At 39.2% G+C, this 23149-nt stretch carries 20 protein-coding genes; 12 read left to right on the top strand and 8 right to left on the bottom strand.

The window, feature by feature from the left end:
* Positions 1–20 precede the first annotated feature (20 nt).
* The 4 genes from truA to BGO84_RS15825 are packed head-to-tail and all read left to right on the top strand — an operon-like array spanning position 21 to position 3510.
* Complete coding sequence (truA, locus tag BGO84_RS15840; protein WP_291030668.1) at positions 21–773, top strand: tRNA pseudouridine(38-40) synthase TruA; 753 nt, start codon at positions 21–23, stop codon at positions 771–773.
* Complete coding sequence (gene nhaA, locus BGO84_RS15835) at positions 770–1939, top strand: Na+/H+ antiporter NhaA (RefSeq protein WP_291030666.1); 1170 nt, start codon at positions 770–772, stop codon at positions 1937–1939. Before truA ends, nhaA begins: the two co-directional genes overlap by 4 nt.
* An 18-nt stretch (positions 1940–1957) precedes the next feature.
* Positions 1958–2857, top strand: coding sequence for an EamA family transporter (locus BGO84_RS15830; RefSeq protein WP_291030664.1), 900 nt, complete (start codon positions 1958–1960; stop codon positions 2855–2857).
* A gap of 11 nt (positions 2858–2868) precedes the next feature.
* Positions 2869–3510, top strand: a complete 642-nt coding sequence (locus BGO84_RS15825; protein ID WP_291030662.1) for a DUF3256 family protein — start codon at positions 2869–2871, stop codon at positions 3508–3510.
* A 3-nt stretch (positions 3511–3513) separates the two neighbouring features.
* Here BGO84_RS15825 and BGO84_RS15820 read toward each other — a convergent pair whose 3' ends face one another.
* From BGO84_RS15820 to BGO84_RS15805, 4 genes are all read right to left on the bottom strand, one after another.
* Positions 3514–4218 carry a 16S rRNA (uracil(1498)-N(3))-methyltransferase gene (locus BGO84_RS15820; RefSeq protein WP_291030660.1) on the bottom strand — a complete coding sequence of 235 codons (705 nt, stop codon included), beginning with the start codon at positions 4216–4218 and terminating at the stop codon, positions 3514–3516.
* Positions 4219–4302: 84 nt separating this feature from the next.
* Positions 4303–4872: a xanthine phosphoribosyltransferase gene (gene xpt, locus BGO84_RS15815; protein WP_135106583.1), complete on the bottom strand. Its 570-nt coding sequence runs from the start codon at positions 4870–4872 to the stop codon at positions 4303–4305.
* Between the two features lie 11 nt (positions 4873–4883).
* Entirely contained in the window at positions 4884–6266 is a 1383-nt protein-coding gene (locus BGO84_RS15810; protein WP_291030658.1) for a nucleobase:cation symporter-2 family protein, read from the bottom strand.
* A gap of 24 nt (positions 6267–6290) precedes the next feature.
* Complete coding sequence (locus tag BGO84_RS15805; protein WP_291030656.1) at positions 6291–6959, bottom strand: DUF2625 domain-containing protein; 669 nt, start codon at positions 6957–6959, stop codon at positions 6291–6293.
* A gap of 457 nt (positions 6960–7416) precedes the next feature.
* Here BGO84_RS15805 and BGO84_RS15800 point away from each other — a divergent pair, with 457 nt between their 5' ends.
* The 7 genes from BGO84_RS15800 to BGO84_RS15770 all read left to right on the top strand — a co-directional run bounded on the left by BGO84_RS15800 (position 7417) and on the right by BGO84_RS15770 (position 18067).
* Positions 7417–9738 (top strand): cation:proton antiporter, encoded by a 2322-nt coding sequence (locus tag BGO84_RS15800; protein ID WP_291030654.1) that lies wholly within the window; start codon positions 7417–7419, stop codon positions 9736–9738.
* Positions 9739–9786: 48 nt separating this feature from the next.
* Entirely contained in the window at positions 9787–10251 is a 465-nt protein-coding gene (locus BGO84_RS15795; protein ID WP_291030652.1) for a GNAT family N-acetyltransferase, read from the top strand.
* A gap of 58 nt (positions 10252–10309) precedes the next feature.
* Positions 10310–11614, top strand: coding sequence for an anaerobic C4-dicarboxylate transporter (locus BGO84_RS15790; RefSeq protein WP_291030650.1), 1305 nt, complete (start codon positions 10310–10312; stop codon positions 11612–11614).
* 10 nt (positions 11615–11624) lie between these two features.
* Positions 11625–12215, top strand: a complete 591-nt coding sequence (locus BGO84_RS15785; RefSeq protein ID WP_291030648.1) for a sugar O-acetyltransferase — start codon at positions 11625–11627, stop codon at positions 12213–12215.
* An 87-nt stretch (positions 12216–12302) separates the two neighbouring features.
* Positions 12303–14867 carry a hypothetical protein gene (locus BGO84_RS15780; protein ID WP_291030646.1) on the top strand — a complete coding sequence of 855 codons (2565 nt, stop codon included), beginning with the start codon at positions 12303–12305 and terminating at the stop codon, positions 14865–14867.
* A gap of 389 nt (positions 14868–15256) precedes the next feature.
* Complete coding sequence (locus BGO84_RS15775; RefSeq protein ID WP_291030644.1) at positions 15257–17284, top strand: oligopeptide transporter, OPT family; 2028 nt, start codon at positions 15257–15259, stop codon at positions 17282–17284.
* A gap of 33 nt (positions 17285–17317) precedes the next feature.
* Positions 17318–18067, top strand: a complete 750-nt coding sequence (locus BGO84_RS15770; RefSeq protein WP_291030642.1) for a GNAT family N-acetyltransferase — start codon at positions 17318–17320, stop codon at positions 18065–18067.
* Positions 18068–18079: 12 nt separating this feature from the next.
* On the opposite strand, the gene BGO84_RS15765 is transcribed toward BGO84_RS15770, so the two are convergent.
* A complete protein-coding gene (locus BGO84_RS15765) occupies positions 18080–18988 on the bottom strand; it encodes a DMT family transporter (protein WP_291030640.1) in 909 nt (302 codons plus the stop codon).
* Between the two features lie 232 nt (positions 18989–19220).
* On the opposite strand from BGO84_RS15765, the gene fsa reads away from it, so the two are divergent.
* A complete protein-coding gene (gene fsa, locus BGO84_RS15760) occupies positions 19221–19877 on the top strand; it encodes a fructose-6-phosphate aldolase (RefSeq protein WP_291030638.1) in 657 nt (218 codons plus the stop codon).
* A 116-nt stretch (positions 19878–19993) separates the two neighbouring features.
* Here the strand turns inward: fsa and BGO84_RS15755 are convergent, their stop codons facing one another.
* The 3 genes from BGO84_RS15755 to phoU are packed head-to-tail and all read right to left on the bottom strand — an operon-like array spanning position 19994 to position 23122.
* On the bottom strand, positions 19994–21700 hold the full coding sequence (locus tag BGO84_RS15755) for an ATP-binding protein (RefSeq protein ID WP_291030636.1): 1707 nt from the start codon (positions 21698–21700) through the stop codon (positions 19994–19996).
* The gene (locus tag BGO84_RS15750; RefSeq protein WP_291030634.1) at positions 21700–22386 is read right to left on the bottom strand and encodes a response regulator transcription factor; all 687 of its coding nucleotides are present in this window, start codon (positions 22384–22386) and stop codon (positions 21700–21702) included. Before BGO84_RS15750 ends, BGO84_RS15755 begins: the two co-directional genes overlap by 1 nt.
* Positions 22387–22429: 43 nt before the next feature.
* Positions 22430–23122, bottom strand: a complete 693-nt coding sequence (gene phoU, locus BGO84_RS15745) for a phosphate signaling complex protein PhoU (RefSeq protein WP_306461441.1) — start codon at positions 23120–23122, stop codon at positions 22430–22432.
* Positions 23123–23149 lie beyond the last annotated feature (27 nt).

Raw genomic sequence — 23149 nt, 5'->3', positions numbered from 1 at the left:
AATTAGTTGCTGCTAAAAAGATGAAACGTTACTTTATATACCTTGCATACAATGGAGAAAATTACTGTGGTTGGCAGATACAGCCGAATGGTGTATCGGTACAAGAAACCATAGAAAAAGCTCTCTCAACGCTACTACGTACTCCGACAACAATAGTGGGTGCGGGGCGTACCGATGCGGGTGTACATGCGCGAATGATGGCAGCACATTTTGACTATGAGACTGCAAATCTTGATTTGCCCCTTCTCGCAAAAAAACTAAATAGCATACTCCCTAAAGATATTTCGATATATAATATTGTAGAAGTAAAACCCGATGCTCACGCACGTTTTGATGCAACAAGCAGACTATACAGATATTATATCACTACAGAAAAAGATCCTTTCTTGTATCATTTGAAATATAAAGTACATGGAAATCTTGATATAGATAAGATGAATGCATGTGCTGATATATTATTCGAATATGAAGATTTTACGAGTTTTAGCAAGTTGCATACCGATGTAAAGACGAATAATTGTACCATTCTAGCTGCACAATGGGAGAAAAAAGGCAATGATTACATCTTCACCATCAAGGCAAATCGCTTCCTGCGCAATATGGTACGCTCCATAGTAGGCACTTTGCTGGAAGCAGGAAAAGGCAAGATAGATTCGGGAGAAATGCGAAGGATTATAGAGGCTAAAAACAGAGGTGAAGCCGGAATATCCGTTCCGGGACATGCTCTTTTTTTAGAAGAAATAGAATACAATAATGACATTTTTATACAATGAGAATAAATATTCTTAGCGGTAGGACATTAAGAGGGTTCATGGAAAGTGAAAAGTCAGGAGGACTTGTGCTTATCGTTTGTACAATCGCCTCCATACTTTTGGCAAACTCATCATGGATTGGAGAACAATACAGAGGCATCTGGGAATTTGGAGTAGGAAGCCATAGCGTTGCCGAATGGATAAACGATGGTTTGATGGCGGTATTCTTCCTATTGGTAGGACTTGAACTTATACAGGAAATATACGAAGGAGAGCTGTCTAATATAAAACGTGCGATGCTGCCCATATCCGGCGCATTAGGCGGCATGTTAGTACCGGCAGGTATTTATATGTTTCTCAACCATGGCACACCTACCCTATCCGGTTTTGGTATTCCGATGGCTACGGACATTGCTTTTGCATTGGGTATTTTATCCCTGTTGGGCAATCGTGTGCCTACTTCCTTGAAAGTGTTCCTCACGGCTCTGGCTGTAATTGACGATCTGGGCGCAATTATCGTAATTGCCATATTTTATACATCCTCTCTATCGTGGGTTAGCTTGCTGATGGCTTTAGGAATATTTGTTCTTTTATTATTGCTGAATAAAAAATTCCATGTCAATAATATGATCCCTTACATTGTCGGGGGGATCATCATGTGGTATTTTATGCTCAACTCGGGAGTACATGCCACTATCGCCGGTGTATTATTAGCGATCACGATCCCTTTCAAGAAAAGGGAGAAGAAATGCATGTCGAATCGTTGGCAGCACTTTTTGCACTACCCTATAGCTTTCGGAGTATTACCGTTGTTTGCTTTGGCCAATACAGCAATGATAATAGAAGGAAACTGGGATCAGTCGATAGGTGAACCTTTCGCACAGGGTATCCTGCTAGGACTCATTGTAGGAAAACCAATCGGAATCACTCTCTTTAGTTTTATCTTTGTGAAGACAGGTATTTGTGCCTTGCCAAGAGGAATCAATTGGAAGGGGCTATTGGGTGCCGGCATGCTTGGAGGAATCGGATTTACAATGTCCATTTTCATTACCCTTCTTGCCTTCGATGATATACATTATATCAACGAATCAAAATTGATGATACTGCTGGCATCTTTGGCTTCAGGTATTATCGGCTATACATGGCTAAACTTCGTGATGAAAAAAGAAAGAGAAGGAATTTTGTAGATAATAAGATTTAAATAAATGTGGCTAGCTCTCGCCTTTGTTTCAGCGTTCTTCCTTGGATGCTATGATATTTGTAAAAAAAAATCAGTAGATGGAAATGCAGTAATTCCCGTATTATTTCTTAACACGCTTTTTTGTTCCTTATTGCTGCTTCCGTTGGTCGTTATATCAAAAATATCTCCTGATTCTCTGTACGGAACAATTGGATATGTTCCATCGGTGTCGATAGAAACTCATGGGTATATTTTTGTAAAGTCGGTTATTGTACTTACATCATGGATATTCGGCTATTTCGCCATAAAACACCTTCCCCTGACAATTACAGGGCCTATAAACGCTACACGCCCCGTTATGACTCTGGTGGGAGCATTGCTGATATTCGGAGAAAGGCTCAATTTATATCAATGGATAGGGGTGATTATCACTATTATTTCATTCTTCCTGTTATCCCTTTCGGGCAAAAAAGAGGGAATCAGCTTTCACAAAAACAAATGGATACTCTTTATGATTCTGGCTGCTATAGCCGGTGCAGCAAGCGGGCTATACGATAAATTTCTGATGCAGAAATTCAGTTCTACCGCAGTTCAATTCTGGTTCAACTCGTACCAATGTCTACTGATGCTGATCGTGATGGTTGTATTATGGTATCCTAAAAAAAAGAACAACACTCCTTTCAGGTGGAAATGGAGTATTATCTTGGTTTCTGTTTTCCTTACAATAGCGGACTTTGTGTACTTCTATGCCCTTACAGACCCGGATGCAATGATCTCAATCGTATCTATGGTAAGGCGCAGCAGCGTGCTTGTTTCTTTTGCCGGAGGAGTACTCTTATTCCATGAAAAAAACTTAAAAGGAAAAGCGATAGACCTTGTTTTAATAATCATAGCAATGTTTTTCCTATATTTGGGGACAAAATAATTCGATACAAAATGAGAAAGTTTATACTTGCAATTATTATCATATTCAGTATTGTTTCCGGAGTTTCGGCTCAAGATCTGAAAACAATTTTTCTTGCTATGCCCGAAAACATGATTACAGGACTAGACGCAGTCGGGAAAGAGAAACTGCTTTCGAATACGAATGATACAACAGGCATTACAGCTCCAAGGGGTTCTTTTGGAGAAGTAGAAAGAATTGGTATTTCTTCTGATTACATATCCCTGCAAACTTCCGAGGCCGGAACAGTTCAGATAAAGCTTTTGCCTTTGATAAACGAGTCGAAAATAATTTGCGTTGTAAAGACTGTTTGTGGAAAAGCGTGCGACAGCCAAATACAATTTTATACTACACAATGGTTTCCAATACCTCAAAATGATCTATTTCCGAAGATAAACAAGGATACTTTCATTATAGCAAATACAGACAAGAATAGCCAGGAGTTTCGCAACGCTTATGCTGCACTGGATATGAATCCGATAACAATAGATCTTTCGCCCGACAGCACATCGTTAGAAATAAGTTACGATATAGAGAATTATCTTACCGGGGAAGATTACAAGATGATAGAGCCTTTCCTCATCGAAAATCCTAAACGCTATACATGGGATAAGCTCTCTTTCAAGCCCGAATAAGTGCTACCAGTTTAGCACATGAATAGAATGACATGCGGCTAATGCAGCTGTCTCGGTACGCAAGCGGCTTTCCCCTAAAGTAACAGGTTGAAAGCCATTTTTTATTGCCTCTTCTACCTCCTGCTCCGAAAAATCGCCCTCAGGCCCAATCAAGATCAGAACATTTTCCCCTAATTTATAAGCATCCTTCAAAGATTTCTTTTCAGAGGGGTAGCAATGAGCGATAAATTTTTGTCCTTCAAAATCTTGTTTAACAAACTTCGAAAAAGATTGCATTTCATCCAATTGAGGAAGGATTGCTTTTTGCGATTGCTTCATTGCCGAAACGAGAATTTTCTCTATTCGCTGAAGCTTTATTTCTCTACGCTCCGAATGTTGACAAAGAAGCGGAGAAAACCGATCTATACCTATTTCTGTTGCCTTCTCGGCAAACCATTCGATTCGATCTATATTTTTTGTAGGGGCAAAAGCAATATGAATATTACATTCCCAGTTTTTGGGCTGTACTATTGTTTTCAGGATATTTACGTGACAATGTTTAGGGTTAGCCTGTATGATTTCAGCATCATAAAAGCTCCCTTTCCCGTCTGTTAAAAGGATCTCATCCCCCTCCTTTTTACGCAGTACCTTTATACAATGTTGCGCTTCCTCGAGAGGTAATTCGGGATTACTCAATATATCGGGTGTATAGAAAATTGTCTTATCCATTCTTCTTAAAAATCAGATCCTCTTTACAAAGATACATACTTCTTCATAAAGAGGACACTACCAAAATGTTTAAATCACTTACTTCTATTCTTCAAAAATAATTTTATTCGCTCCTAATTCTTTTATTTTAGCTAACGACTCTACATGAATCCCCAGCTCGCGCAAACGTCGTCCGCCGTCCTGAAAGCTTTTCTCGATAATAAAGCCCATACCGTATAGTTCAGCACCCGACTGCTTAATAATATCATATACACCTACCGCAGCATTTCCGTTTGCAAGGAAGTCATCAATAAATACCACCTTATCGTCCTTTGTAAGAAAATCACCACTTACCGATACGGTATATTCCTTGTCTTTTGTAAAAGAATATACTGTAGTAGACAACATATTCACCATTGTTTTAGGTACGGCCTTCTTTACGAAAACAACAGGCAGCTCGAGTAAGTATCCCAACATAATAGCCGGAGCAATACCACTAGCCTCAATTGTAACAACTTTGTTGATAGGCATATTCCCAAAACGACGAACAAACTCAACACCTATCGATTTCATCAGGATAGGATCCATCTGATGATTGATAAAACTATCTACTTTAAGGATTCCCCCTTCAAAACTTTTTCCGTCTTTTAGAATACGATCTTTAAGTAATTTCATTGTAATATTTTTTATTCCTTAATACGGATAACAACATTAGCGATTATAGCAACTACACCTCCTGTAGTAATACCGGACGAGAAAATACCGCTTATGGTAGCAGGCATCTGCGAAAGAATATTAGGTACTAGTTCAACTCCCAGCCCACATGCAAAGCTTACTGCAAGTACAAGTATTGCTTTTCTGTCGATATCCTGAGAAGCAATAATACGCACACCTGATGCAGCTACTGTTCCGAACATCAAAAGTGTAGCTCCACCCAATACAGGCTCAGGCATAATAGAGAATATACCTCCAACAAAAGGGAAAGCACTCAGAATAACCAGAAATGCGGCAATATAATAACCTACACGACGACTGGCAACACCTGTCAACTGTATCAAACCATTATTTTGAGCAAATATTGAATTCGGGAAAGAGTTGAGCACTCCTGCTAAAGCAGAATTTATACCATCGGCCAATACGCCTCCTTGTACACGTTTCATAAATTTAGGACCTTCAATAGGTTCTCCACCAATCATCGAGTTGGCAGTAATATCACCATAAGCTTCTATCGAAGTTATAAAGTAGATAAGAGCAACGGCGATGAATGCAGACAAGTCAAAGCCCAAACCGTATTTAAACGGCTGAGGAATTGTTATTACCCCTATCGCTCCCATCTTAGAGAAATCTATCCAGCCCATAAAATAAGCAGTCACATATCCTATGATAATACCTATGATAATAGAGCTCATGCGGATATATTTATTTCTTATACTGTTCAATACAAGTATAGAAACAAGAACAAGAGCTGCCAAACCTAAGTTCTGCATACTGCCAAATGATCTTGCACCCTCAACACTCATAGCATTGAAACCTCCTCCACAAGAAATAATAGCTACTTTTATAAGAGAAAGTCCTATCATTGTAACCACTATACCTGAAACAAGGGGAGTGATAATCTTTTTTGTATATTTAAGTAATCGGCTAACTATCATTTCCACAGGTGATGCGGCAATACATACTCCGAATATAGCGGCAAGTATAGCAGCTTCGCCCATATCACCTTTGGCGGCAAAACTAGCGGTAAGCGCACCAATGAAGGAGAAACTTGTTCCTTGTATACAAAGCAGGCCACAACCTACGGGGCCAAACTTACGGCATTGTATAAATGTAGATATACCCGATGCCAATAAAGCCATAGAAACAAGAAACCCTGTTGTTTCGACAGTAAAATTTAGAGCCTGGGAAATAATCAGCGGAGGAGTTATGATAGCTATAAATATAGCCAAAAGGTGCTGTAGACCGGCAAAGACAGCCTCTTTAAATGGAGGATTATCTTCTATCTGATAAATAAGATCTGTTTTGCGAATCGGTTGGATAAATTTATCAACCTCATTTTCTGTCATTTCCATTTGAGCCTCCTTCTTTTTTGATTATTAACCTTTTATATTCATCGATTCCATATTGAAGCTATATACTTCTTCAATCGGAATAGCATTTCTTTCTATAGTATTGATGTCTTTAGCTTCTTCAGTCCACAAAAAAGGGAAAAAACTATATGCATAGTCAGGGCGCAGATGCATTACATCCTGTTGCCAGCCATCCCACCTCATACCGGGATAAAATTCATCCATATCTGTCTCGAAGCAGAATAAAAGAAACTGGCTATATTCCATTTCCAAAGGAATCCATTGAAGCATATCGGGAGCAAAGTAGTACAGGTTTCCGGTGTCTTCTCCAAAAAAACCTCCGTTAATTGCATAAAACCCACCGATGGCATCGTCTGCAACCAATAAATATGGAGCAGGTTCTCCAAATTCAGAAAAAGATTTACCCATATTCCAGTCGGGAAGAGTTCTTTTCATACGATCACTACCTGATCCAAGAATACGAATCCATCCATTTTCGATTAATAGCCCGCCTGTTTCGTAGATAATTGCTCCCATCAGAGAGCGTGTGGTAACTTGTGTGTGTATCAGACTTTTTTCGGCTCGTTGACGCTCGCAAGGCAGAATTTCCACCTTGTTTTTGGCCTGATCAATCCATTTTTTTACAATCGGCCAACCCGGGTCTTCCGTGTTTACAAGCTCTTGTAGCGTACGCATTGGCACATATACTGATGGTAAAACGTCGTTTACCTCATTTTTAATTTAAGGTGCAAAAGTAGTATATTTATAGATATTCTCTAAATAATTAATGAAAGAATAATAGAATATATCCGGACACACTACCAAAGATACATTTAAACAATTGATTATAAGAACAAAAAGTCAACCTAATGAATTATAAAAGAATACAAAATAGCAGCTGTTTGCAGTATTAAAAATCCCATTCAACAAAAAAAGAATGTCCAAGTTCCGACAATTTTTATTAAATTTATACCCATAAAAGCGTGAAATACTGTATTTTTAACCATTTCCTAATTGCTAGGATTACCGAAGGGTTAAATTATATTCACAAATAATAGATTATATAGAGCATTCATTTGTAGATAAATAAACTATCCACATGAAACAGTTTTGTCTAAAAAGAAAGTTCTAGTTCACATATAAAATAAACATAATGACTCATTTACCATCCATAATTAGCGATTTAGCTTTTATATTGATAATTGCGGGAATAATAACCATCATATTCAAATGGTTAAACCAACCTTTAGTATTAGGATATATAGTTGCAGGATTCTTGACAGGGCCCCACTCCAGTTTTTTCCCTACAGTTACGGATGCTGAAAATATAAATATCTGGGCAGAGATTGGTGTTATATTCCTCTTATTTGGTATGGGGCTTGAATTTAGCTTCAAGAAACTCATCAGTAATGGAAAGACAGGATTTATAACACTCATCATGATTGCCATAGGGCTCGGTGTATCCGGTTACTTTATCGGGCTATGGCTCGGATGGGGTACATGGAACAGCCTTATACTGGGCTGTATGCTCTGTTTATCGTCCACTACTATTATCGTAAAAGGATTCGAAGACCCAAAATATAGAGGCAAACGTTTTACAGAAGTAGTTTTCGGCATACTTATATTTGACGACCTTTTTGCCATCCTCGTCATGGTATTTATGGGAACGATTGCCGTAAGCCGCCACTTTGAAGGCACCGAAATGTTGCTCAGTTTAGGGAAACTGATCTTCTTTATGGTCGTGTGGGTTGTATGTGGTATCTTCCTTATACCTACCTTTCTCAAAAAAGCAAAAAAATGGCTCAATGATGAAACACTGCTTATCATTTCCTTAGGCTTGTGTTTAGGTATGGTAGTCTTTGCTACAGAGGTTGAACTTTCTTCGGCATTGGGCGCATTTATCATGGGATCTATTTTAGCAGAAACAATAAAGCTCGAGAAAATAGAAACCCTCACCAAACCGATAAAAGACTTTTTCGGAGCCGTCTTTTTTGTTTCGGTGGGTATGATGATGAATCCTACCGTAATACAAGAGAACTTCGTGAGTGTAATTATAATTACATTGGCCGTTTTATTAGGAAAAATAATATTCACTGCTGTAGGAGCACGCTTATCCGGCGAATCTATGTTAGTATCTATCCAGTCGGGATTCAGTATGGCTCAGGTTGGCGAGTTTGCTTTTATCGTGGCAAGCTCGGCGATAGCCTATCAATTGGCCGACAATTTTATTTACCCTATCATTATTGCCGTTTCTATACTTACTACGTTTACTACTCCATACCTTATGGCTGCAAGCATTCCTTTTTATAATTGGATGATGAAAACCATACCCGACTCATGGAGGCAGAAAATACTTGAAAAGGACGAAAGGCTTGAAAATCCTAAAAATCAAAGTGACTGGAGTGTATTTCTAACTAATTACATATCGAATGTAATTGTTTTCATATCATTATGTATTGGTGCTATTATCGTTACATCGAGCTTCATCGCTCCATTTATCAACGAACATATAGCAGAACCTTGGGGAAATATTATTTGCCTTGTAATCACTTTTCTGGCTATCTCTCCAATTCTCAAAGGGCTTGTCTATAGAGGAGGGCAACAGCCTTACCTGATATTGAAACTTTGGCAACGAAGTGTAAAAAACAGAATTATACTATCTTCGTTAATACTACTTCGATTTATCATTGCTTATGCTTTTATCTATGTTCTCTTATGGCTGTTTCTAACCATCCCTATTTGGGTATCGGTACTGATTGCAGGCGTGCTTATCTTCCTTGTGATACAATCGAAGCACCTGCTCAAGCTGTATTGGAAAATAGAATACAGGTTTGTAGTAAACTTTAACCAGAGGATATTGGAAGAAAGACGAAGAAATTCCCTAAAGCAGAACGGAGGAGTAGTCGTTTACGATCTCGACAATACAAACTGGATAGAAAGCAACCTGTATGTAGGGAAATTCAAACTGGAACCCGGTTCTGAATATGAGCATAAAATGCTTAAGGATACCGACTTCAGGCAACGATACGATCTGATCATTATTACAGTACGCAGAGGCGAAGAAGATCTATATTTTCCGAACGGAGACTTTGTACTAGAATCCGGCGACCTGCTCTTAGTGGCCGGAAACATTATGAATATTGACCGCCTGATGACTATGAAGAATTGCATAACAATGTTCAAGAGTACTTTGCGGACAATACACGAATTCTCTAAGCAGCAAGACAATGATCCGCATTCTAACATCAAATGTATATCCCTCATCGTGGAAGAAAATTCTGTTCTGAACAACAAAAGCCTATACGAATCGGAAATGGGCAAAGAAAAGAAATGCTTTGTCGTGGGATTTGAGAGTAAAGGAACAGTTAAAATCAATCCTCCGGCAAATACAACCTTCTCTACAGGAGATATTTTGTGGATTATCGGAGATAAGCAAAGTATATATGGTTTTGTAAAAGAGAATCTTCATCTATAAAAAGTTAGAAAGATAAATCGGGATATAATTTTTTTAGCAACAACAATAATGAATATTTACAAAGCAACTTTGGATGATATTGACGATCTGATCCGACTTCGGATTGATTTCTTGACAATGGATCAGGGACGTTTATCAGATCAGAACGAAAAGGATATCCGGGCTCAACTAAAAGTGTATTTGGCAAAACATATTCCGTTGGAAGATTTCATAGCTGTGATAGCTAAACATCCAACAGGCAAAATAGCATCTGCCGCATTCCTCATCATACAAGAAAGGCCTGCAAACCCTTCTTTTATTACAGGATTGACAGGTACATTGCTAAATGTTGTTACTTATCCTGAATTCAGGCGCAAGGGCATTGCTTCACAAGTTATTGGGAAGATCATAAATGAAGCAAGACAGAAAGGCGTTTCTTCTATCGATCTGTACGCAACAGATGACGGTAAGGAACTATATAAAAAATTAGGTTTTGTAGAGCCTTCATATACATCCATGCGCTTAAAATTATGACAGACAAAAACAATCATCTATTTTTGTCGTTATATTTTAAACATTTTGATCGCAATATATGCTGATTCAGTTTCTTTTTATACTTGCCGCAATCATTGTAGGCGCGCGTTTGCAAGGTATCGGCCTTGGAGTGATGGGTGGTCTCGGATTGGCTATTCTGGTCTTCGGGTTTGGCCTGGAGCCAACCTCCCCTCCTATCGACGTAATGCTGATGATAGTCGCTGTGATAGCAGCAGCGGGCTGTATGCAGGCAGCAGGCGGGCTCGACCTTATGGTATCCCTTGCCGAAAAATTTCTGCGTAAACACCCCCAACGGATCACACTGTTCAGCCCAATCGTCACATATCTATTCACATTCGTAGCCGGAACAGGACATGTCGCCTACTCCGTACTGCCGGTGATAGCCGAAGTAGCACGAGAAACGAAAATACGCCCCGAGCGACCTCTGTCAATCGCCGTAATCGCTTCGCAGCAAGCTATAACCGCCAGCCCAATCTCTGCGGCAACGGTTGCCCTATTGAGTATGCTCGCCGGATACAATATATCCTTACTCAACATTCTAATGATAAGCATACCCTCAACCCTGATAGGAGTATTGCTTGGTGCATTCGTGAGTATGCGCATGGGAAAAGAATTGCATGAAGACCCCGAATATCTTAAACGCCTCGATGCAGGAATGTTCAGCCAAGATAAAGTCTCTGACAAAAAAAAATATAGTCTAAAAAGTAAAGCAGGGTTATCTGTCCTTATCTTTATATTGGCTACCGTTCTTATTATTCTTTTCGGATCTATAGATGGGTTAAGGCAGATAGGAGGTAAAACGCTGAATATGCCCATCATTATAGAGATACTGATGCTTTCGGCTGCTGCACTCATTCTGCTCTTAACCCGTACTGATGGGATAAAAGCGGCTCAGGGGTCTGTATTCGTTGCAGGAATGCAAGCGGTAGTTGCCATCTTTGGTATTGCATGGATGGGAGATACTTTTATCAACGGCAATATGGAGCAACTTCGTGCTTCTATAGAAGGGGTTGTTACCTCCATGCCCTGGATATTTGGTGTCGCCTTATTTGTTATGTCTATTTTATTATACAGCCAAGCAGCAACCGTACGGGCATTGATGCCATTAGGTATTGCTCTGGGTATATCGCCCTGGATGCTTATCGCATTGTTCCCTACAGTCAACGGGTACTTTTTCTTACCCAACTACCCAACAGTAGTGGCTGCTATCAATTTTGACCGCACAGGAACAACCCGCATCGGACGATGGGTACTCAATCACTCGTTTATGATTCCGGGGCTGGTGGCTACGATCACCGCTGTATGCGTAGGGTTATTAATCATCACTTTAACAGGTCTATAAAATATACAAAATGAAAACAGAGAAAGAGAAAATGCTGGCAGGCGAATATTATGATCCGGGAGATACCGAATTAATTACACGCTGGCATTTGGCAAAAAAACTAACACAGCAATATAACCAAACAGCAAGCGAGGATAAAGAAACGCTAGATAAATTGCTCGGTCAGATCCTTGGATCGAAAGGAGAAAACGTTTGGATTACTGCACCTTTTTATGTCGATTATGGTGAAAATATCCATATTGGAGACAATTGCGAAATCAATATGAATTGTGTGTTTCTTGATTGCAACAAAATAACAATCGGGAATAATATAGGTATAGGTCCCAATGTACAGATATACGCTGTTTCACATCCTGTAAATCCGAATGAACGCTTATCTTACAATACCGATGAGAATGCTGCGCCTTCGTTCTGGAAAATAGATTCGGCTCCGGTTACTATCGGTTCCAATGTATGGATATGCGGGGGATCTATTATACTTGCCGGTGTAACTATTGGCGACAATACTACTATCGGAGCAGGAAGTGTGGTCACAAAATCGATTCCTGCAAATTGTCTTGCAGCAGGCAATCCATGTAAAGTAATAAGAGAATTAAAGTAAATTGAGTTTGCTTTTCGTTTTTTTAATTACATTTACACCGATACTCTACAACAAAACATTATTACACCAGAAATAAACTGTAAAATATTGCTTAAACCACTCCTGAAATATTACATCACAATATTCAGCTTTATCTGCTTAAACTTTACTTCGCTAAATGTATTGGCACAAGATAATGCGGATGATTCTATACCTGTGCGCATTGGGCAAAATATAGAAAAGCCTATCTATTCTAACGAAAAGAAAAAGCACAATTCGTTTTACACCTGGGCGTGGGGAAAACATTACAGAGACGTATACTACAAACCCATCACAGCCAAAGCAGCGTCTTTAGATTCATCTTATGGAGGGTTATCCATTATCAGCGAACGCCCGATGCTTCATGCGTTTATTCTGAAGAACAAACGAGACCAGCTATTTATGCTAAAGCCACTTGGCGGTTCTTCAAGCTTTTTGGAGTCCAAATTTTTCAGAGATGTATATCATCATGAAGATTTTAAAGATACATATCTGGATGATTTTATTACTGAAGCGTATACAATCGTTCATCCATATATGTTTCTTGTGTCGGAAAAGCTGGCAAGGTCGGCAAATATTTGTTCGATGAATACCCGTATTTACTACATGCTTGACGATGGAACGGACACGATTATAGACGATAATCAACTAAAGAATAAACTCGTGAGTATATCAGAGCTACCCGCTTTGAAGAATAAAAAAATCCTCACCAATGTAGAGACATTAATAGATAGCCTGCACAGTACAAATCCTACATCAGTAGATCAGGACTTATATATCAAGATGCGATTGTTTGATATGCTTATCGGCGATTGGAACAAAGTATCGGAAAACTGGTACTGGATATCAACTCCGAAAGGTGATTCTGTTGTATATCAACCTCAGGTGATAGACAGAAGCCATGCCTTCTCGAAAGTAGACGGCTTTCTCTTTAAAGGCCTATTAGGAATGCTGGGTGTCGGCTTTATTACCAACTATGAAGCTCATATAAAAAATATCAAGAAAATAAATACACTGGCTCAGCCTCTCGATATTGCAATTACACAAAGAAGCACAGCCGAAGATTGGCAAGAGCAAGCACGAATGTTAAAATTAGACTTAACAGATAGAGATATAGACAATGCGTTTTCTGCGCTACCGAAGGAAATGCAAAATGAGGATATCAACAAACTAAAAGAAAGACTTAAAGCCAGAAGAAAAAATCTGGAGGATATCGCTTTGAAATATTATACTACTCTACAAAAGAATCCGGTTATAACGGGTACAGATAGAAGCGAGAAGTTTGTAATAGATCAGAATGGAAAGGAATTGCACATACGCATCTTTGATAAAAACACGAATAAGCTCACTTTCGACAAAAAATATTCGCCAAAACGGACAAAAGAAATATGGCTATACGGACTAGGAGGTGAAGACAGCTTCGAGGTAAATAAACGAAGAAGAAATATTGCAATCTTACTTATTGGAGGTAACGATAATAACGACTATGAGGTAAAACAAGGGAATAACGTATTTATTTACGAGTCGAAGTCAGAGAAAGAACAGCTAAAAGCCATCAACAATGCAAAAGTAATTATCCCTAACGACGAAAGTGCGTTGGAGTATGACTATCAGCGATTGAGACATACATCACTTTCTGTGACTCCGATAGGAATCTATGACTCCGATTTAGGTTTGAATCTCGGGACATCCTTTTCGTACACCGTATACGGCTTTAGGCGAGCTCCTTATACACGAAGACATCAGATAAGCTACGATTTAAACAATGGATTTATATATCAGGGAATTTTTCCAAGCTATGATGAGAAAAAAAGCCTGCACGTATTGGCTCTGGTGGGTAGCCCTTCTTATTTTAGCAACTTCTTCGGGTTCGGCAACAACACGGATGGTTATAAAAATGAGAACAAGAACTACAATCGTGTTAATATCAAAAAGTACATGTTAAAGCCGTCTTTCTATTACAATATCAACAAAGACCAGACATTCAACATCTATACTTCCATAGAATCGTATCAAGTGAAAAACCCTAAAAATCGTGATCGCTTCATCAATACATTCTACGATGATGACAACTCGATATTCTCTACCAAATACTTTGTTGATCTTGGCGCGGCGTATGAGTTCAATAAGAAAATGCAATCTTTTGTTTCGTCTGTCAAGTTCTCCGTTTCGTCGGGATGGACTGTGAACGTAACCAAACCCGAGCGTAATTTTGCTTATACAACAGGAGAATTCGGTTTGAATCTTAAACTAACAGACAGAATTACTTTTGCTACTCTACTTAAAGGAAAGAGCCTGTTCTCTGACAAATATGATTTCTTTCAGGCAGCAACAACCGAACTGAGAGGATATCGGAGTAACCGCTTCATCGGTCGTCATTCATTCTATCAGTACTCGGATATACGGCTTGATATGGGACGGCTGAACAATCCACTCACTCCGCTTAACTATGGAGTGTTTGTTGGAGTAGATCATGGACGTGTATGGTATCCTGACGATGTTTCACAAAAGTGGCATTCCTCTTATGGAGGAGGATTCTGGCTAACATTACTGCGTAAGTTCACAGGTAAATTCTCTTATTTTGGTTCGAGCGATGCCAACAGGCTAATGTTTGAGCTTGGTATGGGATTTTAATCTGTAGTTGAAGAAATCACTTGTTGCACTGTCATCCTAAACGACATGAACAACCTCTTGCAAATAAAACAGACTGTGTTTTATAATCCATAATTTATCTTATATCAGTTACTGATCAGGACAAAAAGGTGACAGATAAAAACAGGCTAAAAAGTGTCACTTTTGTCACCTTTTATTCTCAAAAAAGTAAGTAATAACATTATAATGTGACACTTAACAAGTATATAAGATTATCGTATAAAAATCGTATTTTGTCACTTTTTAAACTTTATGATGTTGGAAATAAAAAAGATGTTGGAATAAGTTCTTTTTCATAACTGTAAAAAATAATGTAGATTTGTATCTGTAATACTTTCAGAAGAAATTTGTAACAAAAAAATAGTTAGCCCGTGAAAACAGAAAATGAAGACAAGATAAGCGGATTACCTGAAAACGCTTTTCATGAGCTCAAAGAGGGAGAAGAGTACAACCCCATAATGTCTCCCAATAAGCAATACAAAGAAGTTACGCCATGGTCGGTTATGTGGGGACTGCTGATGGCCGTTTTGTTTAGTGCTGCAGCAGCCTATCTGGGTCTGAAAGTAGGACAAGTATTCGAAGCCGCTATTCCTATCGCTATTATTGCCGTAGGGCTATCGAGCGCCACCAAGCGTAAAAACGCACTTGGTGAGAATGTCATAATACAATCCATTGGGGCAAGTAGCGGGGTTATTGTAGCCGGAGCTATATTCACCCTGCCTGCACTTTACATCCTGCAAGCTAAATATCCCGATATTTCGGTCGATTTCTTTCAGGTGTTTCTTAGTTCGTTGCTCGGAGGTATTTTAGGAATCTTGTTCCTTATTCCTTTCCGTAAATACTTTGTTTCCGATATGCACGGAAAATATCCTTTCCCCGAGGCTACCGCCACTACACAAGTACTAGTATCGGGCGAAAAGGGAGGAGATCAGGCCAAGCCCCTTATTATAGCCGGGCTGATCGGAGGACTTTATGACTTTGTTATAGCCACATTCGGTACATGGGGCGAAACCTTCACATCACGTGTGATCCCTTACGGTGAGACTTTAGCCAATAAAGTGAAGATGCTATTCAGCGTTAATGTTGGAGCAGCTGTTCTCGGCTTGGGATATATCGTAGGACTAAGATACGCAGCTATCATCTGTGCCGGCTCTGCATTGGTTTGGTTTGTACTTGTTCCTCTTCTGCCATTATTAGGAGATACGACACTGCAAATGTTAAATCCTGCTCCTTATTTGCCGGGAGGAGGGCTTATTGACGGAATAGCATCAGCCAGCCCTGAGGTGATATTCTCATCTATGGCACGCCATATTGGTATCGGAGGTATTGCAATGGCAGGTATAATCGGGATCATTCGGTCATGGCCTATTATCAAAAGTGCTGTAGGACTTGCTTCTAAAGAGTTTAAAGGAGGTAATAAAGATGCATCGAAAATAGATAAGCGCACTCAGCTTGATCTCCCCATGAAAATAATTTCTATCGGAGTAATAGTCGCTTTGCTTGCAACATTCATTTTCTTCTATCTGGGTGTAATGCACAATCTGTTCTACGCTGTCATAGCTATTCTGGTGGTAGCGATAATTGCTTTCTTATTCACCACCGTAGCTGCCAATGCGATTGCCATAGTGGGAACAAACCCTGTTTCGGGGATGACACTGATGACCCTTATCCTTGCTTCAGTTATCATGGTGGCAGTAGGACTAAAAGGTACTTCGGGTATGGTAGCAGCTTTGATTATGGGAGGGGTGGTATGTACGGCCCTGTCTATGGCGGGTGGATTTATAACCGACCTAAAGATCGGTTATTGGCTGGGAACGACTCCGGCTAAACAACAATCGTGGAAGTTTCTAGGAACACTCGTTTCTGCTGCAACAGTAGGAGGAGTAATGATCATATTGAACGATACGTACGGCTTTACCGGAGAGGGTGCTCTTGTAGCTCCACAGGCTAACGCAATGGCTGCCGTTATAGACCCACTAATGTCGGGTACAGGTGCGCCATGGATACTATATGGCATTGGTGCATTGATCGCTCTATTGCTTACATTCTTTAGAGTACCAGCTCTTGCCTTTGCTTTAGGAATGTTTATTCCGCTTCAACTGAATGTGCCGCTATTGGTTGGTGGTGCAGTAAACTGGTATGTAGGCAGTCGTAGCAAAGATAAAGCATTAAATTCGGCACGATTGGACAAAGGAACATTATTGGCATCAGGATTCATTGCCGGAGGTGCTTTGATGGGAGTTGTTAGCGCAACCTTACGTTTCGGAGGAGTTGATCTTGTTGACAAAGAGTGGCTAGACTCTGCCGGTTCACAATGGCTGGCATTGTTGATGTATGCGGTAATCATATTCTATCTGGGCTATTCATCAATGAAGGCTAAAAAAGACGGACTGAAATAAGACGAGATATATGTTAGTTTGAAACAAAAGCAGATGATTGATGATTTTGTAAACTTAACAACAGAAAACCTTACCGATGAGCACTTATGCTGCATTATCCGTAGTAAAAAGACTCATCAAGGTATTGAAGCAAAAAGACAATGGCTCTCAGACAGACTGACTGAGGGCCATGTCTTTAGAAAACTAAATGCAAAAGCTACCGTTTTTATTGAATATGCCCCATTGGAAACGGCTTGGGTTCCCATAATCGGCGACAACTATTACTATGTATATTGCTTGTGGGTTTTAGGCAATTACAAAGGAAAAGGTTATGGAAGATCGCTGATGGAGTATTGCCTGGCTGATGCAAAGAAAAAGGGCAAATCGGGCATTTGCATGCTCGGAGCGCAAAAACAAAAATCGTGGCTCTCTGACCAATCATTTGCAAAAAGATTTGGGTTCGAGGTTGTTGATACGACCGACAATGGATATGAATTACTGGCACTTTCTCTTGACGGGACAACACCAAAGTTTGCACAAAATGCCAAGAGCCTGAAAATAGCAAATAAAGAGCTTACAATTTATTATGATATGCAATGTCCCTATGTCTATCAGAGTATTGAGATGACAAAAGAGTATTGCGAAACCAACAATGTCCCGGTGTCATTCATTCAAGTGGATACGCTGCAAAAGGGAAAAGAGCTGCCTTGTGTTTTCAACAACTGGGGAGTGTTTTATAAAGGAACTTTTGAAACTGTGAATCTATTAGATATATCCTACTTAAAGAGAATACTCAAGGGCTGAAAATATATTTTCTTATGTGGCCTTTTTCTTCAAACCAAATCTGAACCCTTTCTCGGCAACATATACACCGAATAGAATAAACACAGACCCTAGAAGAGCAACCAATGTAATATGTTCATCTATTACAATGGCAGAAGTAAGCAATGTTACCAGCGGTACAAAGTAGATATAGTTGGATGTCTGTACAATACCAAGTTCTTTTACAGCTGTGTTCCATGCTATAAAACAAAGCAGTGAAGCGATCAGCCCTAAGAACAACAGGTTAGCAATAATAACAGGCTGCACAAGCAATTCAGGATGAAGGGATGAAGGGCTAAAAGCAAGAAAAGGAAGCATGGTGATTATACCATAAATAAATACCTTACGAGTAATAAAAAGTGTTGAATAACGCCCGTTGACCTTGCGCAATACAATCCCATAAAAAGCCCACGACAGGGCAGACAGTATTGTCAGAATATCACCTAGAGGATTGATCTGCAATATAAAGCTACCATTGAAAACAACCAAGCCAACCCCAAGCAGAGCTGTGAGAGAACCAAATATAAGGGATGCTTTCAATTTTTCCTTTCGGTACATCAAGTAGGAAAGAAAGGCAGTAAATATAGGAGAGGTACATATAATAAGAGATACATTGGATGCCAGCGTTATTTGCAGTGCCGTATTTTCGAATACAAAATAGAGGGAGCCCCCACATAGTCCGGCGGCAACAAACAGAAGCTCATCTTTAACAGATTTAGCAAAAAGCCTTTTCGGGCAGACAAACCAAATACCTATATATGCCAACAGGAAGCGATAAATAAGAATTTCGGAAGGAGATAATCCATAACCTATAAGAACCTTTGTGGAAACAAAGGTAGTACCCCAAACAATTACTGTGAGAATAGCAATAGTATGATACCAGTAGTGTTTAGATATAGCCATAGCGTTTTGTTGAGATAAACCTGAATGAGATTGCAAAAGTAATAGGTATTATCTCATATGGCAACGATCTGCTAAACAATCTTTTCAACAGAGTGCAAAAGAATTATATCTGTCTATATATTAAGATGGTATAAAGCATATGGAGAGTGGAAACAAACAGACTATCTGATTTGTTTTAATTAAAATATATTCGGATATTAGAGGATAGTATTCATAAATATAATAACATATCATGAAATTCTTTATCGACACAGCGAATTTGGATCAAATCCGCGAAGCTAACAATTTAGGAGTATTAGACGGAGTAACCACCAATCCGTCCCTTATGGCAAAGGAAGGAATAAAAGGAGTAGGAAATCAACGGAATCATTATCTGGAAATCTGCAAAATTGTAGATGGAGATGTCAGCGCAGAAGTGATTTCAACGGATTATGAAGGGATGATACGCGAGGGTGAAGAGCTTGCGGCTTTACACAAAAACATTGTTGTGAAAGTTCCTTGTATAGAGGATGGAATCAAGGCGATTAAATATTTCACGAAGAAAGGAATCCGCACGAATTGCACATTGGTATTTTCAGTTGGTCAGGCTTTATTAGCAGCAAAAGCTGGGGCTACCTATGTATCTCCATTTGTTGGGCGCCTTGATGATATTTCAAGTGATGGCATCGAGTTGGTAAGTAAGATTGTAGATATGTATACTACTTATGATATGTCTACTCAGGTGTTGGCTGCATCTATCCGCAGTACTCAACATATTATACAGTGTATTGAGGTAGGGGCTGACGTTGCTACTTGCCCGTTGTCTGCAATCAAAGGATTACTAAAACATCCTCTTACAGATAGTGGATTAGCCACATTCCTTGCAGATTATAAAAAAGTAAACGGATAAACTGAAATATCTTTTGTTGTTCTGAGTGAAGTGAAGAATCTATTTTGAGTCTGGCTCTAAAGATGCTTCGTTTCCCTCAGGATGACAAAGAGATTATAAGTGATGGTTCAGGTATTCTATTTTTTTAGCTTGAATAAGAACTCCAAGCCTCCTTCTTTTCTATTCTTTGCGATAATAGAACCATTGTGAAACGCGATGGCATTCTTAACGATAGAGAGCCCTAAGCCGGAGCCTCCTGTATCACGTGTACGACCTTCGTTGACTCTATAGAAGCGTTCGAATAAGCGTTTCAGATGTTTTTCATCAGAGATCCCTACCCCTGTATCGTAGAATGAAAAGTAATAATAGTCTTTGTCTTCGTTGTATACACTTACACATATCGTTACATCTTCTCCTGCATAGCGAATGGTATTATCCACCAAATTACGAAAGATGGAATATAACAAACTCCTATTCCCGTTTATCGCCAAACCTTCAGGAATATTATTGGTTGTCATTACTATATTTTTGCTCTGCAAAGCTGTCGCAAGATCGTCATTCAATTCATTAAGCAACTGATAAATGTTCACTTCTTCTTTTCGGAAAGAAGTTGGAGCCTCTTCTATTTTAGTTATGAGGCTCATATCTCCGATCAATTCCGAAAGGATGATCGTCTGATTGTAAGCCTTGCTTATAAAGTGCTGCTTCTTATTTTCGTCTAAAGCCGATTGTACAAGGACTGTTTCAAGATATCCCCGCATGCTTGTTACAGGTGTGCGCAATTCGTGTGCTATATTGCTTGTCATTTCCTGTTTCAGTAATCGGGTTTTTTCTTCCTCTGTCATGTCATTCAGTACGATCTCAAAACTACGGTCTTCGAATATATTCAACCGCAGAATAAATAGTCTTCCATGCTTTCTGATATGTATCTCAAAATAATTTTCTTCCTTATCTTCGTGCGACAGAAAGTCATTGAGTTCATCAAAAGCACTATCTGAAAATATTTCTTTGGGGTTGCTGTTCGGTTCACTCGAAATTGTGTTGAGATATTGAATAAATAGCCCATTATAAAATTCAACATTCCTATCTGCAGAAAAGAAACAAATTCCCTCTTCGGATGAATGAACGTGTTGCAATAGCTTCTCTCGTTCGAGAGCTATTCGCTTTTGGCTTCTTCTTAGCTGTTTGTAATTTTCTACAAGCTTGGTACTTATTTGCCCCAATTCATCATTCGGAAAATCAAGCTTCGGAAGCTTATCACTATCTGAAGTCATTACAAAATCTCGAAGCTGCCTGATGGATTTTCCAAAACGGTTTGTTATGGCATTCAGCAGAATGAGTATAATAAAGAAAAATGCAAGGATGAAATACAAAAATAAATTATCAGGCTCCAAAAAACGACGTGTTTGGATATCATACGGAAGGGCTACCCGAACATAACCGTTGCCTATTTTCTTTGCATAATATAGATATTCCTTGTTGAGAGAAGCAGACATTCTTATATTACTTCCTCGTCCTTTTGCTATTGCAGCTTGTACTTCGGGGCGCATTGTATGATTTTCGAGAGTATGCACATCTTTTACAGAGTTGTCGTACAATACATTCCCGTCATTATCGATTAAGGTCAGGCGTATATTTGAAGGAAGAAGCTGTTCGAGGCTATCCAGAGACAGGAAGCCATGACTAGAGTTAATGATTTCGGCATAAGCATCCAATTTTTCTTCCAATGCTTCAGTTCTCAACCTCCGCTCCCTCGACTGCTCGAACACAAAGATTCCAGCAGTAAATAGAGTGAAAATAATAGCAAAGTATAAAAATAATCGTTGCTTATAAGTCAGCTTCATTATTCTCCTATATTAAATCTATAACCATAACCCGAACGATTGGTGATAAGTGAGGAGTATTCTCCCATTTTTTTCCTCAGGCGGGCAATATGCACATCCACAGTCCGCTCTGTAATATAAGGAGTTTCACGCCATACAGTCTGAATAATATCTTCACGAGAAAACACCTTATCTACATTTGTTGCCAATAAGGCAAGTATCTCAAACTCGGTTTTTGTAAGTGCTACTTTTTCTCCATCCACAGTTAATTCTTTTTTGTCCATATTGATCACAATACCGGCAAAGGTTAACTCAGTAGTTGACTCTTTTGGATTCTTTTTGACTTCCAGTCTTTTTACCACTGCCTTGATACGAGCAATGACTTCCTTTATAGAGAATGGCTTCGAAATATAATCATCTCCTCCCACCGAGAAACCAGTAAGCATATCATTTTCGGTATCTTTGGCCGTTAAGAAAACAATAGGAATATTATTGCCTTCTTTCCTCAGCTTTTCCGCCATTTTGTAGCCCGACATTCCGCCCATCATCACATCAAGGAGGATAAGAGAAAAATCGGGGTTCAATTTCTTAAGGGCTTCTTCTGCCGAATAAGCTAATTCAACGTCAAAGCCTTCGTTGCTTAAATTGAATTCTAATATCTCGCAAATGTCTTTCTCGTCATCAACGATCAGAATCTTATTTCCCATACATTCTGTATTTACTCTTTACAAAGATAAGCTATTCAAGAAATTACTCATCTTTTTTTTCGATTTTTCCTATTTTACCCGAGTGTTTAAGAACTTTGGCATCAACATAAAAGACAATCTCTTCTACGATATTACTACAATGATCTCCAATGCGTTCCAACTTGCGAATAAGCAATAAAAGTTTCAAACCGCAATATATAAAAGTAGGGTTATTTTCCAAATAGACAGTCAATACATCTATGGCATTGCGATAGATATTGTCTACCTCTTCATCTTTGGCTAATATTTTACCCGCTATTTTTGTATTTTCCGACTCGAGAGCTACAAATACATCCGAAAGCATTCCTATCAGTACATCGAATACTCTTTCTAATTGCAACTCTTCCAACAATTGTGAGCCCGGCTTATTGCAGTCATCATCGATCACATATCGGGCTATTCCATCACAGAAATCACCAATACGTTCCAACGTGCTACTAATCTTTATGAGTGATAAGATCAGCCTTAGGTCTACAGCCACAGGACTGTAGAGAGCAATATAGTTTTCACAATCGCTATCTATTTTCAGCTCGAATGCATTCACGCGCTTCTCACGGCTTACAATCTCACGGGCAAGCTCTACATCTCCATTAAGAAAAGATTGTTTTGCTTTTTCTAACTGAGATATAACCAACTTCCACATCTGGTTTACCTCTTCTCTCAGAGCTAACATTTCCCGTTCTGTATGTTTCATCATATTCATCTCTTTCTTCTTTTAATAGTA

The sequence above is a fragment of the Dysgonomonas sp. 37-18 genome (assembly GCF_001899125.1).
Taxonomy (GTDB): Bacteria; Bacteroidota; Bacteroidia; order Bacteroidales; family Dysgonomonadaceae; genus Dysgonomonas.
The sequence above is the reverse complement of the archived record's forward strand: the minus strand, read 5'-3'. Positions and strand labels throughout refer to the sequence as shown.

Excerpts from the sequence above, each read along its gene's own strand:
- truA (WP_291030668.1), top strand. The coding sequence starts at position 21 with ATGAAACGTTACTTTATATACCTTGCATACAATGGAGAAAATTACTGT.
- nhaA (WP_291030666.1), top strand. The coding sequence starts at position 770 with ATGAGAATAAATATTCTTAGCGGTAGGACATTAAGAGGGTTCATGGAA.
- BGO84_RS15830 (WP_291030664.1), top strand. The coding sequence starts at position 1,958 with ATGTGGCTAGCTCTCGCCTTTGTTTCAGCGTTCTTCCTTGGATGCTAT.
- BGO84_RS15825 (WP_291030662.1), top strand. The coding sequence starts at position 2,869 with ATGAGAAAGTTTATACTTGCAATTATTATCATATTCAGTATTGTTTCC.
- BGO84_RS15820 (WP_291030660.1), bottom strand. The coding sequence starts at position 4,218 with ATGGATAAGACAATTTTCTATACACCCGATATATTGAGTAATCCCGAA.
- xpt (WP_135106583.1), bottom strand. The coding sequence starts at position 4,872 with ATGAAATTACTTAAAGATCGTATTCTAAAAGACGGAAAAAGTTTTGAA.
- BGO84_RS15810 (WP_291030658.1), bottom strand. The coding sequence starts at position 6,266 with ATGGAAATGACAGAAAATGAGGTTGATAAATTTATCCAACCGATTCGC.
- BGO84_RS15805 (WP_291030656.1), bottom strand. The coding sequence starts at position 6,959 with ATGCGTACGCTACAAGAGCTTGTAAACACGGAAGACCCGGGTTGGCCG.
- BGO84_RS15800 (WP_291030654.1), top strand. The coding sequence starts at position 7,417 with ATGACTCATTTACCATCCATAATTAGCGATTTAGCTTTTATATTGATA.
- BGO84_RS15795 (WP_291030652.1), top strand. The coding sequence starts at position 9,787 with ATGAATATTTACAAAGCAACTTTGGATGATATTGACGATCTGATCCGA.
- BGO84_RS15790 (WP_291030650.1), top strand. The coding sequence starts at position 10,310 with ATGCTGATTCAGTTTCTTTTTATACTTGCCGCAATCATTGTAGGCGCG.
- BGO84_RS15785 (WP_291030648.1), top strand. The coding sequence starts at position 11,625 with ATGAAAACAGAGAAAGAGAAAATGCTGGCAGGCGAATATTATGATCCG.
- BGO84_RS15770 (WP_291030642.1), top strand. The coding sequence starts at position 17,318 with ATGATTGATGATTTTGTAAACTTAACAACAGAAAACCTTACCGATGAG.
- BGO84_RS15765 (WP_291030640.1), bottom strand. The coding sequence starts at position 18,988 with ATGGCTATATCTAAACACTACTGGTATCATACTATTGCTATTCTCACA.
- fsa (WP_291030638.1), top strand. The coding sequence starts at position 19,221 with ATGAAATTCTTTATCGACACAGCGAATTTGGATCAAATCCGCGAAGCT.
- BGO84_RS15755 (WP_291030636.1), bottom strand. The coding sequence starts at position 21,700 with ATGAAGCTGACTTATAAGCAACGATTATTTTTATACTTTGCTATTATT.
- BGO84_RS15750 (WP_291030634.1), bottom strand. The coding sequence starts at position 22,386 with ATGGGAAATAAGATTCTGATCGTTGATGACGAGAAAGACATTTGCGAG.
- phoU (WP_306461441.1), bottom strand. The coding sequence starts at position 23,122 with ATGATGAAACATACAGAACGGGAAATGTTAGCTCTGAGAGAAGAGGTA.